The sequence below is a fragment of the Paeniglutamicibacter sp. NPDC012692 genome (assembly GCF_042901625.1).
GTDB lineage: Bacteria > Actinomycetota > Actinomycetes > Actinomycetales > Micrococcaceae > Paeniglutamicibacter.
The window spans coordinates 463305-476259 of sequence record NZ_JBIBDE010000001.1; the positions used below are offsets into that span (position 1 = coordinate 463305).

A 12955-nucleotide genomic window follows, 5' to 3' on the forward strand; every position below is an offset into this window, starting at 1 on the left:
GCGATCGTCGTCATTCCACCTAGCTGGTTAAAACCACTGAACCGTGCTTTTCTGGATTCAAGGAACGCCTAGGAGGCCTCATGAAACGCCGCTACGATCGGAGGCTTGTCCTTCAGGCCGTTGCCTTCACGCTCGCGATCACTGCCTCCCTTGTTCTCCTGCTGATCCCTGGATACACCGAAGTAACACAGTCAAGCGACGGGCCAGAGCAGGTCACGACTTCGACTTTGCTCGAAACCGTAGGACCGTGGATCTTCGTGCCGCTGCTAATCCCCGTCGTGCTTACCGGGTTGCCCCTCGTGTTCAGGGGACGCTCAAATATCTATGCTTCGGTCGCGGCCGCCATTGCTCTCGCCATCTTCACTGTTCTAGGAGCCCTAAGTATCGGGTGGTTCTATCTGCCGGCCACGGGTGTCGCATTCATCGCACTCTTTTCGCTCTCCACGAAGCCCAAGGTACCGAATGCCCATCCAGAAGTAAGCCAATGATCTTCACCTAGCCCGATCGAGTGGTCTATTGTCGGTGGGCAGTCAAAAACCAAGTCCCGACCCCTCTCACATATTCCTAATAGGTAGTGGCAAGCCTGAGGCTGGCTGCCCACTGCTGCGCCGAGCTTCCTGGATTCAATGTATGGGCGCGATAGCCCCGGCGGCGATACCGATTCAGAATGCGGGATACGAGGGTGTTCCCTGATGAACGAAACGACTCATTTCGGTGTGTATGGCCTTTGGAAACAGGATGGTCAGGTGGTCCTCGTTCGTAAGTCGCGCGGGCCATATTCCGGCCTTCTCGATCTCCCTGGAGGTTCGCCCGAAATCAACGAAACAGAAGATCAGACGCTGGCGCGCGAATTGGACGAGGAATGCGGCGTATTGCTGGCCTCAATCCATCGTCGAGTACGCTTCAGCATTCAGGTCGAGCTTTCCAGCACAGGAGAGGCAATCGATCTCACGCACAGTGGGCGCATAAAGTCGGTGAACGTATTCGGTCAGGTCCGGCGTCTTGGCGCCTTTGAGGATGTAGCTTCTGTTGAACTATTCGACAGCGAACGTCATTCCTTGGAAGAGCCCTCTCCCCTGGTCCGCGAAGCGATGCACCTGTATCCCGAATCCGGGTTGGTCTAGCCTGCTTCCTGCGGACATCGCCAGGTTTCTTCGACCATCGGCGACAGCCTTTCGACCCGACGCGATTCCCGGGCAAGCCATCCCCATGCAGGATCTTTCATGAGATCCCTATGGAACGCCCAATGCGGGGCAACGGAGACGATCCTTGGTCATTATCATGGGATCAAGCCCAAGAATCAGCTTGAAGCGTTCCGTGAGCCCGCACAGGACGGAGTCACGGAACGCTCCAGCTCGGATCTCCCGGGCGGCGAGGAGAACCAGCCATGGATACAGGAGCAGAGCTGTTTGGCAAGCTCAGCGCGTGGTGCAAGGATCACCGTCACGGTGTGCGCAACCGCAAGCAGTGGAAGAACATGGCCTATGGAGCGGCCGCGGATATACACCAAGAACTGATCGAAATGGGGTTTGTTCCGCTCGGTGAAGAGCACCTGCGCAGGATCGCCGCTCATGCTGACGAGTGGTGGTGGAAACAGAATTCACGCAGCGCATATGGGCGAGCACGCTCGCGCCACGGCAAAGGCAACCCGGTGAAGCCCACCGTGTTGGATACCGGCATTGACTAATCAAGAAATCTGCGTGATTTGGCCACCCGTGCCGCGTTCCAGGGACTTCAGGGCTCCGTGCAGTTGCCAACCAGCATGGGAAGATTCTTGAAACCTATCAACTTCACAGCGCTGCAGGTCATTGACGTCCCATGGGTGTTTCCCCGGGTATCCGACAGGTAGCGGTCGACCGACAGAATCCGTCTTCTTGTTACCGGGGCGGTTAAGACACGGTATTTTCGATGCGTGACCGAAGGGTAGCGACCCCTGGTCCCTGGAGGTCCTCGAGGTACGGTACGCGTCCGGCCATCGCCATCACCAGCGCAAGAGTCGACCCCGTAACCAGCGGTCCTGTTCCCGCAGCGAAAGGCCCGTCGGCTGCCCTCAGCTGAAGGCCCGTATCGTTCGAGCGGCTGGCAACCGCAAAGTTGCGGCTCGCGTAGAACTCCGCGACGGGTGTCAACGCCTCGATGCTCGGGGTACGGGAAATCCCCAGTGGGTGGCGGACGTCCTGGGCATGCACGACTACCTCCCCAAATATGCCGGGGTGTGGGAGGACGGTGCGATGTTGCTAGTGATAACGGCTCGAAACCGCTCCAGGGTCTCGGCCGGGGTGTTGCCTCGGTGCTCCTGCAGCCGACGCTGGTTGTGCACATCGGGTCGGAAACGCGCGCCGAGCATGCTGCGCAACCACTGCCACTGGTTGAGGCTCGCTGCGGCCGTGAGATGCGCAACGACCTGCTCGACATCCCACTCCCCACAAAGGGTCTTGTGATGCCACTGCTCGGTGCTGAGATCCGACAAGTCATCCGCCAGCGCGGCGCGTTCGGCATGTAGGAGCGCCCAAAGGCCGCGTTCCGATGATCTTGCCATAGCGGATGTTCCCCCATTCCGATTTGCCGGTTTCAATCCTACGACGCACTCATCACGTTTTCAGGAACCGCAATCTATCAGCGGGGGCGCGCCCCTGAGGGAACGAATTCATGTTCCGGTGGTGGCTTCCTTGGAAAGGTTGCCCAGCGGTAGCTCCATTCCGCTCATCATCGAATTTGTTGGTCATGGTTGGCCTGCTCAATTGCATATGCAAGAATCTCAATCGAGCCGCTGATCGTCGGCCGAGGAATCGACTTTAGGAGCACTGCCATATGGGCGCATGGGATGTATCGGTCTTTGGCAACGACGACGCCGCGGACTTTATGTACGAGTTTGATGAGGCCAACACCGTGGCCCAGGTCGTGCCTGTCCTTGAGGACGCACTGGACGCCGTCCTTCTATCGTCTCCGGAGGTGGACGCCTCCGACGGAGCAGCAGGTTTGGCGGCCGCTGCGCTCGTAGTTGCGTGGAGCGAACCGGAGATGCTTGCGGACGATGAAGACTACGCCCCGCAGCCATGGCCGCGAACTGCCGATCCCTTGCCCGGACAGCTGAGGGCGAAAGCCGCGAACGTGCTTGACCGTATGAAAAAAGCCGAAGGGAACGAACTGGCAGAATTGTGGGCCGAATCAGGACAATCTGCGGAGTTCGCAGCTGAAATCGGGCGCTGGAGCGCACGCTTTGCCTGAGTAAAAGCGCTTGGTTCTATTCCTTCAGGAGGAGATGGGGGGGTGAACGCAAAATGTCGCTGCTCCAAGCTGGGAACTCGCGGCAACCTACAGGTGTGCTCCCTTCGGGGACTCAGGGATCTCGGTTTCAGGTGGCGGGTACATTGAGTCGGACGGTCCTTGCTGGACTGAATGTGCTTGAGCTCTTCGATTGCCCTGGTGAAGAAGCAACAGCCAGATCGCCAGCAAAAAGGCCACGAACGCAAGAAGTCCCAGTGCAATCAAGGTATTTCTGTGCCCCAGGCTGTGGATGAGAACCGAACCGACGATGGGCGCTGCCGCTTGGGCGAGCAGGGACGGCATGGCGATGCGGCCCATGATTCGCGCGTATTGATCTTGGCCGAACATCGCCAATGGCACGGTGCCGTTGGCGATGGAACTCAACCCGATGCCGACCCCGTAAACAACGACGAGGAACGCTGGCGACAAAATCCCGATGCCGAGGAAACCGACGGATACTGCCATGGCGAGGGTCGCGGTCAGGAGCGTCCACAACGGGTGTTGTTTTCGCCCGATGACAAACTCGAGGAACCGGGCACCGACTTGGGAGGGGCCAATGGTTGCGGCGAGAACGACGGCGGACGTGCCACCGATCCCGATGCCCGCCAGCACGGCGAACATGTGGACCGACATCAACGCGGCAATGGATGTCGCAAGAGTGGAGATGGTCGCGATCAGGACAACCAACAGCCAACGGGGGCCCGATGCTCCGGATGGCTGCTGGTCTGGTTCTCCTGATCCACCGTCGGGCGTTGGCGCACATGGTCGTCGCGGAATCGTGAGCGCATACAGGGGCGCGGTGATCACCAGGTGCGCCCCGGCATAGGCGAGGGCCGTCCACCGCCACCCGACCTCGTCTACCAGCAAGGCGCTCAGTGGCCAGCAGATGGTGCTGGCGAACCCTCCAAAAAGCGTCAGTAGGGTAATGGCCGAGCGCGCCGAGGAACCATAGGTGTGTCCAAGCATCGCGAACGCCCCGCTGTAGAGGCCGCCACTCATGCCCAAGCCAAGGATCAGCCAGGCGCCGAGGTACCACCACTCGTTGGGAGCCAAGCCGAGCACGGCCAGGCCCAATGCGAGCAGCAGGGCACTGGAAATCAGGACGGTCCGCCCGTGGTTGCCGGCCACGAGTGCGCCCACCCGGGGTGAACCCAAACCTGCAACGACGAGCCCCACCGACACGCCTGCCACGACGAGGGAACTGGGCCATCCGGTATCCGTGGCGATGGGTCCGGCCAGAACCGCCAGCAGGTAGAAGGTCGATCCCCACGAGAGGATCTGCCCGACCCCCAGGCCGGTGATGACGTAGCCGCGTTTGGTGGCGAACCTCTGGGTGAGGGCCACGGTCAGACCAGCTGGGCGGTACAGCTCAACGTCAGGGATCCGGGGTCTCCCCCGGCCGGACCGGAATCAATGTCGGTGACGTTGCGGTTCGTGTCGGAGCTGCCAAAGCTCATGGGCAGGCCTTTCGGAGCGGGTGGCAAACGACGCACATGGGAGCTATTGCGAGGCGAGGATGCGGTTCTTGAGGTCCTTGACGCGTGCATGGATGTCATCGCGCACCAGCTCCATGCGGGCTCGTCCCTCGATGCCGCGCCGGCTTGGTTCGTCGGTGTCCCAAACTTCAATCTCGACGCCGTCGAGGGCCGGAACCGTGGCCTCGGTACCCAGGACGACGACGTGTCCGGCCGCCCGCATGTTCTCCTCGGTCAATGGCTTGGGCTTTTCGTCGCTGATGTCGATGCCCAGATCCAGAAGGACCTCGGCCGAGAGCGCGTTGATGGCGGTTCCGGGCTTGGTGCCGGCGGAGGTGACGGCGATGGCGTTGCCGGCTTCATGCTTCATGAGGCCGGCCGCCAATTGGGATTTGCCGCCGTTCTTGACGCAGACGAACAGGACGGCAGGCCGCTGTACTGCCGGTGACTTGGCGCTCATGGCTTAGCCTTCGGGATCAATGTTGCAGCCAGGGATTCCAGGGCACCGGGAACCAGGGAGTAGTAGGCCCAGACCCCTCGCTTTTCACGGTTGAGCAGGCCCGCCTCCACCAGGATCTTCAGGTGGTGCGAAACCGTGGGCTGCCCCAGGCTCAGCGGCTCGGACAGGTCGCATACACAGGTCTCGGCCTCGGTGCTGGAGGAGACGATGGAGAGGATGCGCAGGCGGCTGGGATCGGCCAGCGCCTTGAAACGAAGTGCCAGCGCCTCGGCTTCCGTGGCCAGCAGGGATTCGCTCCCCGTTGCCGGGACGCAGCAAGAGGCATCGGTTTCACTGGCGGAAACCAATGTGGTTTGGCCTTCGGTTTTCTGGGCAACTTGAGTAGACATGCGTCTTCCCTCGCCTTCTCTGCGGTCCCTGACAGGAGATTGACAATCGTCGATATGTGTAAGCATACTCGTTGCATCGAGGTTCGTCGATGTCTAGTTTTTGGAGAGAATTTGCCGTGACAACTACCGCCGCATCCGCAGACACGGTGCACATCACCGCCAAGCTATCCACCCTCGACCGGTACCTTGCCGTATGGATCCTGGCGGCCATGGCCCTCGGGCTCGGGCTGGGACGGCTCATACCGGGACTGGGCCAGGCGCTCGATTCGATCAAGGTTGCCGGCGTTTCACTGCCCATCGCACTGGGCCTGCTGGTGATGATGTATCCGGTGCTCGCCAAGGTCCGCTACAACGAAACCCGGCGCGTCATCGGTGACAGAAAGCTCATGATCACCTCGCTGGTGATCAACTGGGTGCTGGCACCGGCGTTCATGTTTGTCCTGGCCTGGATCTTCCTGGCGGACCTGCCCGAGTACCGCACCGGGTTGATCATCGTCGGCTTGGCCCGATGCATCGCCATGGTCTTCATCTGGAACGACCTGGCCTGCGGCGACCGCGAGGCAGCGGCCGTGCTGGTGGCCATCAACTCCGTCTTCCAGGTCTTCGCCTTCGGAGCGCTGGGCTGGTTCTACCTGCAGGTGCTGCCGGGCTGGCTTGGGCTGCCGACCACCAGCGCCGATTTCTCCGTCTGGGCGATCACCCTCTCCGTACTGGTCTTCCTCGGCATCCCATTGGTAGCAGGGTTCCTCACCCGAACCCTCGGCGAAAGGGCCAAGGGTCGCGCCTGGTACGAGGGCACGTTCCTGCCGAAGATCGGCCCCTGGGCGCTCTACGGCCTACTGTTCACCATCGTGATCCTCTTCGCCCTGCAGGGCGACGCCATCATTGCCAAGCCGTTGGACGTCGCACGCATTGCCCTGCCGCTGCTGGTCTACTTCATCGTGGTCTTCGGCGCCAGCATGCTCATCGGCCGCGGCCTGGGCATGGGGTACGAGCGCACCACCACCCTGGCGTTCACCGCGGCGGGCAACAACTTCGAACTGGCCATCGCTGTGGCCATCGCGACCTTCGGCGTGACCAGCGGCCAGGCACTGGCCGGCGTCGTCGGCCCCCTCATCGAGGTACCCGTTCTCGTGGCCCTGGTCTACGTCGCGCTCTGGTCCCGCAAATTCTTCACCACCCACACCACACAGAAGGTCTCCGCATGAACACCACCAAGCCCTCCGTCCTGTTCGTCTGTGTCCACAACGCCGGACGCTCCCAAATGGCCGCCGCCTTCCTGTCCAACCTTTCGGCCGGTCAGATCGAGGTCCGCTCCGCAGGATCGGCACCCGCAGATGCGGTGAACCCCGCCGCCGTCGCAGCGATGAACGAGGTCGGCATCGACATGTCCACCGAGGTCCCCAAGATCCTGACCACCGAGGCCGTGAAGGAATCCGACGTCGTGATCACCATGGGCTGCGGCGACACCTGCCCGGTCTTCCCGGGCAAGCGCTACGAGGACTGGAAGCTCGATGACCCCGCAGGCCAGGGCGTCGAGGCCGTGCGCCCGATCCGCGACGAAATCCGCGCCCGCATCGAGACCCTGATCTCCGAGCTGTTGCCCGCCGCCAAGTAGTTCCCCCTTCGTTGCCAGGAGTAGAAGACCGTGAACCAGAATTACCCCGTTGTTGTCATCGGAGCCGGCCCCATCGGACTGGCAGCCGCGGCACACCTGATTGAACGCAACCAGGACGTCCGCGTCCTCGAGGCCGGAGCCAGCGCCGGTGCCGCCATGGCCGGGTGGGGGCACATCAAGCTCTTCTCCACCTGGCGCTACAACATCGACGCGGCATCCCGCCAGCTCCTGGAAACGCCGACCGAGGGCTACGCCGGTGACTGGCAAGCGCCACGGGAAACCCGCCTCCCAACGGGATCGGATATGGTCGCCGAATACCTGGAACCGCTGGCCGCCCACCCAGCGCTGGCCCCCAGGATCAGCTTCGGGCACCGGGTCGCCAAGGTCACCCGCATCCAACCCGACGGCCGTGGCGTGGACAAGACCAGCTCAAAAACTCGCGAAGATTCCCTCTTCCTGGTGCGCACCGAAACCGCAGAAGGACCCAAGGACATGCTGGCCCGGGCAGTCATCGACGCCTCGGGAACCTGGAACACCCCCAACCCGGTGGGACGCTCGGGCATCGAAGCCATCGGCGAAGCAGAAGCCCGCGCGGCCGGTTTCATCACCTCTCCCCTGCCCGATCCCCTGGGGGCCGACCAAGATCGCTTTGCCGGAAAAACCATCCTTGTACTGGGTGCCGGCCATTCGGCGGCCAACACGCTGATCAGCCTCGGCCGCTTGCGCCAACAGCACCCCGACACCCAAATCCTCTGGGGCCTGCGCGGTGCGGCCAACCCCGTCCGGCTTTACGGCGGCGGGGCGGCCGACGAGTTGCCGGCCCGCGGGCAGCTGGGCACCAGCTTGCGCCGATTCGTCGGGAACGGGGACATCGCCATCCTCGAAGACGTCTCCGTCACCGCTCTGGAAACGGACGACCAATTGAGCGCGGTCCTTGCCGACGGCCGCAAACTCGCCGTGGACCTGCTGGTTCCGGCCACGGGCTTCCGCCCCGACCTGGCGATCCTCTCGGAACTCCGTTTGGACATGGATCAGATCGTGGAGGCCCCAAGCGCACTGGGCCCGCTCATCGACCCCGAGTTCCACAGCTGCGGCACCGTCAGCGCCCACGGCGAACGCATCCTCGCCCACCCCGAGACCGACTTCTACATCGTGGGAATGAAGAGCTACGGCCGTGCACCGACGTTCCTCATGGCCACCGGCTACGAACAGGTCCGCTCGATCGCCGCGTCCCTGGCCGGTGACCGTACGGCAGCGGACCTCGTCGAGCTGGAACTGCCCGAGACTGGCGTTTGCTCCACCGACCTGGGTGGGTCCTGCGACCTGCCGGCAGCGGGCGAATCGGCGGCAAGCTGCGGCACCCCCGAGCCGGAGGCCGATTCCTGCTGCGGAACGCCCGAACCGGTGACCATCGGGTTCTCCACCGGCACCCTGCATGGATACGCCGAACTGGTCAACGAGCAAACCGAGCGATAGGCGGCAGGTGCCGGGTTCCTGCCCCCATCGAAACGATCGACCGTTCAAGCCAAGCGAGGACCGTCCACCGACCGTCGGGACCGCGATGCGTGCCGGGGTCGTTGTATCCGCTCCCGGAGACGGAGCTTCGCGGTCGGCCAACGGACACGGCCAATCGTGAAGCTCCGGTCAGCGGTGCAGGCGCAGGCGCGAGAGCTTCTTCCTCGTCTTGGAATATTTCTTCGCCGCGGCACGTGCGATGTCTCTCTCGATTTTCAGAATCCGGCGGTACGCCTTGACGGTTCCCTCGGGCAAGGTCGGGTCCGTGACCAGCTCTTCAAGGAGAGTGCGAACCATGACACTGTCGTGGTGGTCACCAAGTGTCCTCTGGAGACGATGGGCGCGGAGGGAGATCTTGCGGGCGCGCTTTCCGTGGATCTCGGCTACGGAGTCGGCGACGTGCAGCAGTCGTTTGGCTTCCTTGCGGACACGGTGGAGCGCGACGTCCCGGGTGCTGCCTGCCTTGGTTCGGGTAACGGATTTGTGCGCACGGTCCAGTCGCTTGGCCGACTCGTTGACCAATTTTGCCGTTGCGCTGCGTGCGGGTCTGGAGGCCCGGGGGCTTGCCGGTGGATCGTCGCGGAACCGTTCGAGGTCGTCCAGCAGCCGGTAGTAGCGGTCGGATTCAAGAACCTTCAGCAGCTCCCTGTAGTCGACGTTGTAGGCGGTGCCGATTTCGCGCTCCATGGGTTCGGGAACGGGCCCGGCTCGGAGTGATTCGGGCAAGTCGTCCATGCGTTGGCGGAGACGGTCCCGCATGACCTCGGCATCGCGTGGTCGACCCAGAATCCGGGCGAACCATTTCAACTCGGCGCCGAGCCCCTGCGCAGCGTCCTTGGTGTAGAGGTCGGCATATGTTGACAGGGCGGACCGCAGCCGTCGGGTCGCGGATCTCATTTGGTGGACCGCATCCGGAAGCTCCATCCGCACCCCGGCATCGTTGCTGAGAAGCGCGTTGACGTGAACATCAAGGTAGGCCGTCACGACATCGATGGCCGGTCCCTTCTTGCGCGGCTTTCCGGTGCCGGTGGCACGTGCGGGTGGGAAGGAGCCGCCGAGCGCGCGGGCGAGTTCGGAGCTTTGCCGGGGGTGCCCGGCACCCGTCGCGGCCAGCATTTCCTCGGCGGCGACGAGCACGTCGTTGTCTCCGTGCACGCGCTGCAGCGTCCATTCCCGCCATTCGACGCCGGGACCCTCGGAGTGCGGCCTTTTGGCCTGGATCCGGTCGTCGACGAAGTCGGCCAAGTGCTCGCCTCGGGTTCCGTAGAGCCGATAGGTGCTGCGTTGGGTGCCCAGGTGCACGATGGGCGCAATACCCTCGCCGCGGGCGTAAGCCAGCACATGGGTGAGCAGCTCCCCCGGTACTACATCGGGTTGTCCCAGCGGGGCGATGAATTCCTGCCAGTGGGTGGTCCCGTCGGGGATTCCCAAATGCCACCCGTGCTCGATTCCTCCCGTGTGGCGTCGGAGGGTGATGCGCCGGGTGGCCAAGGCCAATGTCGCCGTGTCGAAATAGACGGCGTCGAGCCGGGACTCGACCGGATCCGACACCCGTTCCACGGCCTGAATGTCCATCAGTATCGGCAAGGGTGACGCTGCGCCGACCTCGTATACGGGTTCCGACTGGGGGTATCCGTCTGGTTTCATGGCGTTGGAGCCTCAGGCCCTGTCATGCCGTGCAACATTGCCGCGGACTCAAACATTGCGGCGGTGGCAGGCCCGTACGGAAGGTATTCGGTTCCGCACGGGCCTGCCACCGCCGCACCCCCGAGAAGCTGGGTGCTGAAGTGGCTCTGGATCTTGCTCAAGCGAGGCGTCCTTTCCCGGAACTGCAGGGACATTGGGTGGAGCATGTAGGCAAGTCCCGGGGCTCGGTCGTCGGTTGCCTCCACCCCGATTCTAGGACCCGGAGATCGCCTCTACCAGAGCTGGCGAAGATGCCGAACAAGTTCTCCAAATCGTCGATCTTGGCGCAGCAATTCGCGGTGGATCCAGCGACCGGATGACGATGACGCGCCGCCGTCCCGGCTGCGTGTGAACAATCATTTCGCCTTATGCGGGGTGTGGTCTGCTTGTTGAGTTCCTGCACCCGTGGCGCGGCCGGGTGCCGTCGCCTCAACCGGTCCCGCCCCAAGTCGGGCAACGTTTTATAGGTAGGATGGGCCCATGCCAAGGACAGCCGGAGAGAAGCTCGGATCTTTAATCATTCCGTTGTTCCTGTTGGCAATACTCACCGGGGTTCTGGCCGGCGCAGGTCTCGGTGCCGTCCTTGGCTTGTTCTTGGCCATTCCGATGGCCGCGAATCCCGAGGTTTCGGGCGTCGGGAGCCCAGGGATCTGGGCAGTGATCCCAATACTTTATGGCATTCCCGTCGGTGGCGTCGCTGCCTTGGTTCCCGCTGTCGGTGCGTTGATCGGGTTGTACGTCCACACTGGAAAAGTCCCTTTTCCTTCCACCAGACACCAAGCGCTGGCAGCCGGCATGGGTGCCAGCACGACATCGCTCCTGCTTGCTGTTTTTACCTTGATCATGAGGGACGCAAACCCGCCGGCAGCCCTTGCAGTCGGTGTTGTGTTCTCCATTGTTTCCTTCTTGGTTACCCGTCTGGTCGCGGGCAAGTTCCTCCGGCACAGGGCAGCCAGGGAAGCCGGACTCGGTCCGGCATGATGAAACGACTGCGGTGGAGGGTCCAGCACCAAGCGGCTGATGCTCCCATCACCGGGCATCGTTGCGAGGGTCATTCTCAGATGTCGCCCGCAACCTTGCCCGGTGAAGCCCCCGGTTTCCGTTCATGTTGCGGATAGGGGCCCTGACGTGCCCGTGGGCGGTGTCGGCTTTATCTCCGCGGCCTGGTTGAGCCGGCCTTCATAGGCCGGCTCAACCCCTTGGTTCCTCGCTTCAGAGCGACCCGTTTTTGTCCGGACGTCGGCGGGCCAACCGCATGACGATGGCCGTCAGCGCCAGCAGGACCGCGACCAAACCGACCACCGGACAGAAGGGGAATCCGCCAGGTGCCGATGTTTCCGGCTCTTGGGACCGGTCCGCGGTTGATTGCGGCTCGGCTGCCTGCGAAGTCGGCGCTCCGGCGGCACCGGAGTTCGCCGTGAACCCGAAAGTGCCCTCAATGGGATGCCCATCAGAAGACACCACCCGCCAGATCACCGTGTAATCCCCGCCGGGGGCATCGGGACTGACGGATTGGCTGACCACGTTGTCCACGATCTTGACATCGCCGACGGCCCAGTTCTTTCCACCGGCATCTTCAACAAGGACCTTGGTTCCGATGGCCAGGGGCATGTTGCTGAAGGCCATGTCGATGATATCCGGCATGACCTTCACCGTCTGGCCGTCTTTGGGGTTCGTTCCCGTGAGGCTGTCGTGGGCGGAGGCAGCCGAGACCGGGGCCAGCAGAGCGAGCGCAACGAGCGCCACGACAGTCAAGGACTGTCTGATCACCAGCGGGACGCTCGATCGGCGTGGCCTTGAAGACTCCACGTCCCCGACCTACTTGCCGGACGTCTTGCGGGTGCGGCTTAGCGCGATCCCTCCGGCTACCAGGCCCAACACTCCCGCGCCCAGCCCCAGGTAACCCGGGACCTGTGAGGCTTGGTTGTCCGAAGCTGGCACGGCCTGGGCGCTGCCCGCCGGGACCACACCGTCAGTGGCGGTGCTCGCCGCCTGGTGGTGTCCTTCCTCGGAGGCCGCCGTCAGTGTGTAGCTCGCGGCGGGGGCCTCAAGTGCGTGCGGGTCTTGGCCCTCCGCCGGCATCTGGGCCCAATCGGTCTCCCCCTTCTCGCAGGTCTGGAGCGTGGGGAACGCAAGGGTTTCGCCTGCCTTGTCCGGGTTCTTGACCTGGATCTCGAATGCCATCCGGTAACCGTCTTCCAGCGGGGTCTTTGCCGTGTAGACGATCTTGCCGATGTGCTTGGTGATGGTGGAGCCGTCTTCGGTGGTCAGCGGTTCGGCCAGCTTTTCCTCGATCTTCTTCACGTCCCAGCCGGGGTAAATGGTGGGTTTGGCGTCGGCGATGGATTCGGGGATGTTGATGGTGAAGCTGGTGGTGGGTGATCCTTCGCAGCCGTGTGAGGCGGCGAAAGTCAGTACGGAGTATGCGCCCGCGTCGGTGCTATCCGGCTTGACGGTAACGTGGGCGCTGGCCGAGGCAATTCCAGCGGCCATCAGGCCGGCGGTTGCTGCGGATACGAGGAGGGTACGACGGAGTTTCATGGCA

Annotated in this window: 15 protein-coding genes; 8 read left to right on the forward strand and 7 right to left on the reverse strand. The window is 63.0% G+C overall.

Features of this window, described 5'->3' with window-relative positions; translation table 11 throughout:
• Window positions 1-80 precede the first annotated feature (80 nt).
• From ACFY5D_RS02015 to ACFY5D_RS02025, 3 genes are all read left to right on the forward strand, one after another.
• The gene (locus ACFY5D_RS02015; protein ID WP_387524297.1) at window positions 81-488 is read left to right on the forward strand and encodes a hypothetical protein; all 408 of its coding nucleotides are present in this window, start codon (window positions 81-83) and stop codon (window positions 486-488) included.
• A gap of 204 nt (window positions 489-692) precedes the next feature.
• Window positions 693-1124 carry an NUDIX domain-containing protein gene (locus ACFY5D_RS02020; RefSeq protein ID WP_387524300.1) on the forward strand — a complete coding sequence of 144 codons (432 nt, stop codon included), beginning with the start codon at window positions 693-695 and terminating at the stop codon, window positions 1122-1124.
• A 263-nt stretch (window positions 1125-1387) separates the two neighbouring features.
• The gene (locus ACFY5D_RS02025; RefSeq protein ID WP_387524303.1) at window positions 1388-1687 is read left to right on the forward strand and encodes a hypothetical protein; all 300 of its coding nucleotides are present in this window, start codon (window positions 1388-1390) and stop codon (window positions 1685-1687) included.
• Between the two features lie 504 nt (window positions 1688-2191).
• On the opposite strand, the gene ACFY5D_RS02030 is transcribed toward ACFY5D_RS02025, so the two are convergent.
• The gene (locus tag ACFY5D_RS02030; RefSeq protein ID WP_387524305.1) at window positions 2192-2539 is read right to left on the reverse strand and encodes a maleylpyruvate isomerase family mycothiol-dependent enzyme; all 348 of its coding nucleotides are present in this window, start codon (window positions 2537-2539) and stop codon (window positions 2192-2194) included.
• Between the two features lie 272 nt (window positions 2540-2811).
• Between ACFY5D_RS02030 and ACFY5D_RS02035 the strand changes: the two genes are divergently transcribed.
• Window positions 2812-3228, forward strand: coding sequence for a DUF4259 domain-containing protein (locus tag ACFY5D_RS02035; protein ID WP_387524308.1), 417 nt, complete (start codon window positions 2812-2814; stop codon window positions 3226-3228).
• A gap of 87 nt (window positions 3229-3315) precedes the next feature.
• Here ACFY5D_RS02035 and ACFY5D_RS02040 read toward each other — a convergent pair whose 3' ends face one another.
• From ACFY5D_RS02040 to ACFY5D_RS02050, 3 genes are all read right to left on the reverse strand, one after another.
• On the reverse strand, window positions 3316-4611 hold the full coding sequence (locus ACFY5D_RS02040; protein WP_387524311.1) for an MFS transporter: 1296 nt from the start codon (window positions 4609-4611) through the stop codon (window positions 3316-3318).
• Between the two features lie 156 nt (window positions 4612-4767).
• The gene (locus ACFY5D_RS02045; RefSeq protein WP_387524314.1) at window positions 4768-5202 is read right to left on the reverse strand and encodes a low molecular weight phosphatase family protein; all 435 of its coding nucleotides are present in this window, start codon (window positions 5200-5202) and stop codon (window positions 4768-4770) included.
• A complete protein-coding gene (locus ACFY5D_RS02050; RefSeq protein ID WP_387524317.1) occupies window positions 5199-5591 on the reverse strand; it encodes an ArsR/SmtB family transcription factor in 393 nt (130 codons plus the stop codon). The genes ACFY5D_RS02045 and ACFY5D_RS02050 overlap by 4 nt, the downstream gene beginning before the upstream one ends.
• A gap of 116 nt (window positions 5592-5707) precedes the next feature.
• Between ACFY5D_RS02050 and arsB the strand changes: the two genes are divergently transcribed.
• The 3 genes from arsB to ACFY5D_RS02065 are packed head-to-tail and all read left to right on the forward strand — an operon-like array spanning window position 5708 to window position 8685.
• Window positions 5708-6799, forward strand: a complete 1092-nt coding sequence (gene arsB, locus ACFY5D_RS02055) for an ACR3 family arsenite efflux transporter (protein ID WP_387524320.1) — start codon at window positions 5708-5710, stop codon at window positions 6797-6799.
• A complete protein-coding gene (locus ACFY5D_RS02060; protein WP_387524323.1) occupies window positions 6796-7209 on the forward strand; it encodes an arsenate reductase ArsC in 414 nt (137 codons plus the stop codon). The genes arsB and ACFY5D_RS02060 overlap by 4 nt, the downstream gene beginning before the upstream one ends.
• Before the next feature lie 30 nt (window positions 7210-7239).
• On the forward strand, window positions 7240-8685 hold the full coding sequence (locus ACFY5D_RS02065) for an FAD-dependent oxidoreductase (RefSeq protein ID WP_387524326.1): 1446 nt from the start codon (window positions 7240-7242) through the stop codon (window positions 8683-8685).
• A gap of 168 nt (window positions 8686-8853) precedes the next feature.
• On the opposite strand, the gene ACFY5D_RS02070 is transcribed toward ACFY5D_RS02065, so the two are convergent.
• Window positions 8854-10371 carry a CHAD domain-containing protein gene (locus tag ACFY5D_RS02070; RefSeq protein WP_387524329.1) on the reverse strand — a complete coding sequence of 506 codons (1518 nt, stop codon included), beginning with the start codon at window positions 10369-10371 and terminating at the stop codon, window positions 8854-8856.
• Window positions 10372-10890: 519 nt separating this feature from the next.
• Here ACFY5D_RS02070 and ACFY5D_RS02075 point away from each other — a divergent pair.
• Window positions 10891-11391: a hypothetical protein gene (locus tag ACFY5D_RS02075; protein ID WP_387524331.1), complete on the forward strand. Its 501-nt coding sequence runs from the start codon at window positions 10891-10893 to the stop codon at window positions 11389-11391.
• A gap of 231 nt (window positions 11392-11622) precedes the next feature.
• Here ACFY5D_RS02075 and ACFY5D_RS02080 read toward each other — a convergent pair whose 3' ends face one another.
• Window positions 11623-12180: a copper resistance protein CopC gene (locus tag ACFY5D_RS02080; protein WP_387524334.1), complete on the reverse strand. Its 558-nt coding sequence runs from the start codon at window positions 12178-12180 to the stop codon at window positions 11623-11625.
• Between the two features lie 48 nt (window positions 12181-12228).
• Window positions 12229-12951 carry a YcnI family protein gene (locus tag ACFY5D_RS02085; protein WP_387524336.1) on the reverse strand — a complete coding sequence of 241 codons (723 nt, stop codon included), beginning with the start codon at window positions 12949-12951 and terminating at the stop codon, window positions 12229-12231.
• Between the last annotated feature and the right edge of the window lie 4 nt (window positions 12952-12955).

Coding starts and splice junctions, on each gene's coding strand:
- ACFY5D_RS02015 (WP_387524297.1), top strand. CDS start 81: ATGAAACGCCGCTACGATCGGAGGCTTGTCCTTCAGGCCGTTGCCTTC.
- ACFY5D_RS02020 (WP_387524300.1), top strand. CDS start 693: ATGAACGAAACGACTCATTTCGGTGTGTATGGCCTTTGGAAACAGGAT.
- ACFY5D_RS02025 (WP_387524303.1), top strand. CDS start 1,388: ATGGATACAGGAGCAGAGCTGTTTGGCAAGCTCAGCGCGTGGTGCAAG.
- ACFY5D_RS02030 (WP_387524305.1), bottom strand. CDS start 2,539: ATGGCAAGATCATCGGAACGCGGCCTTTGGGCGCTCCTACATGCCGAA.
- ACFY5D_RS02035 (WP_387524308.1), top strand. CDS start 2,812: ATGGGCGCATGGGATGTATCGGTCTTTGGCAACGACGACGCCGCGGAC.
- ACFY5D_RS02045 (WP_387524314.1), bottom strand. CDS start 5,202: ATGAGCGCCAAGTCACCGGCAGTACAGCGGCCTGCCGTCCTGTTCGTC.
- ACFY5D_RS02050 (WP_387524317.1), bottom strand. CDS start 5,591: ATGTCTACTCAAGTTGCCCAGAAAACCGAAGGCCAAACCACATTGGTT.
- ACFY5D_RS02060 (WP_387524323.1), top strand. CDS start 6,796: ATGAACACCACCAAGCCCTCCGTCCTGTTCGTCTGTGTCCACAACGCC.
- ACFY5D_RS02070 (WP_387524329.1), bottom strand. CDS start 10,371: ATGAAACCAGACGGATACCCCCAGTCGGAACCCGTATACGAGGTCGGC.
- ACFY5D_RS02075 (WP_387524331.1), top strand. CDS start 10,891: ATGCCAAGGACAGCCGGAGAGAAGCTCGGATCTTTAATCATTCCGTTG.
- ACFY5D_RS02085 (WP_387524336.1), bottom strand. CDS start 12,951: ATGAAACTCCGTCGTACCCTCCTCGTATCCGCAGCAACCGCCGGCCTG.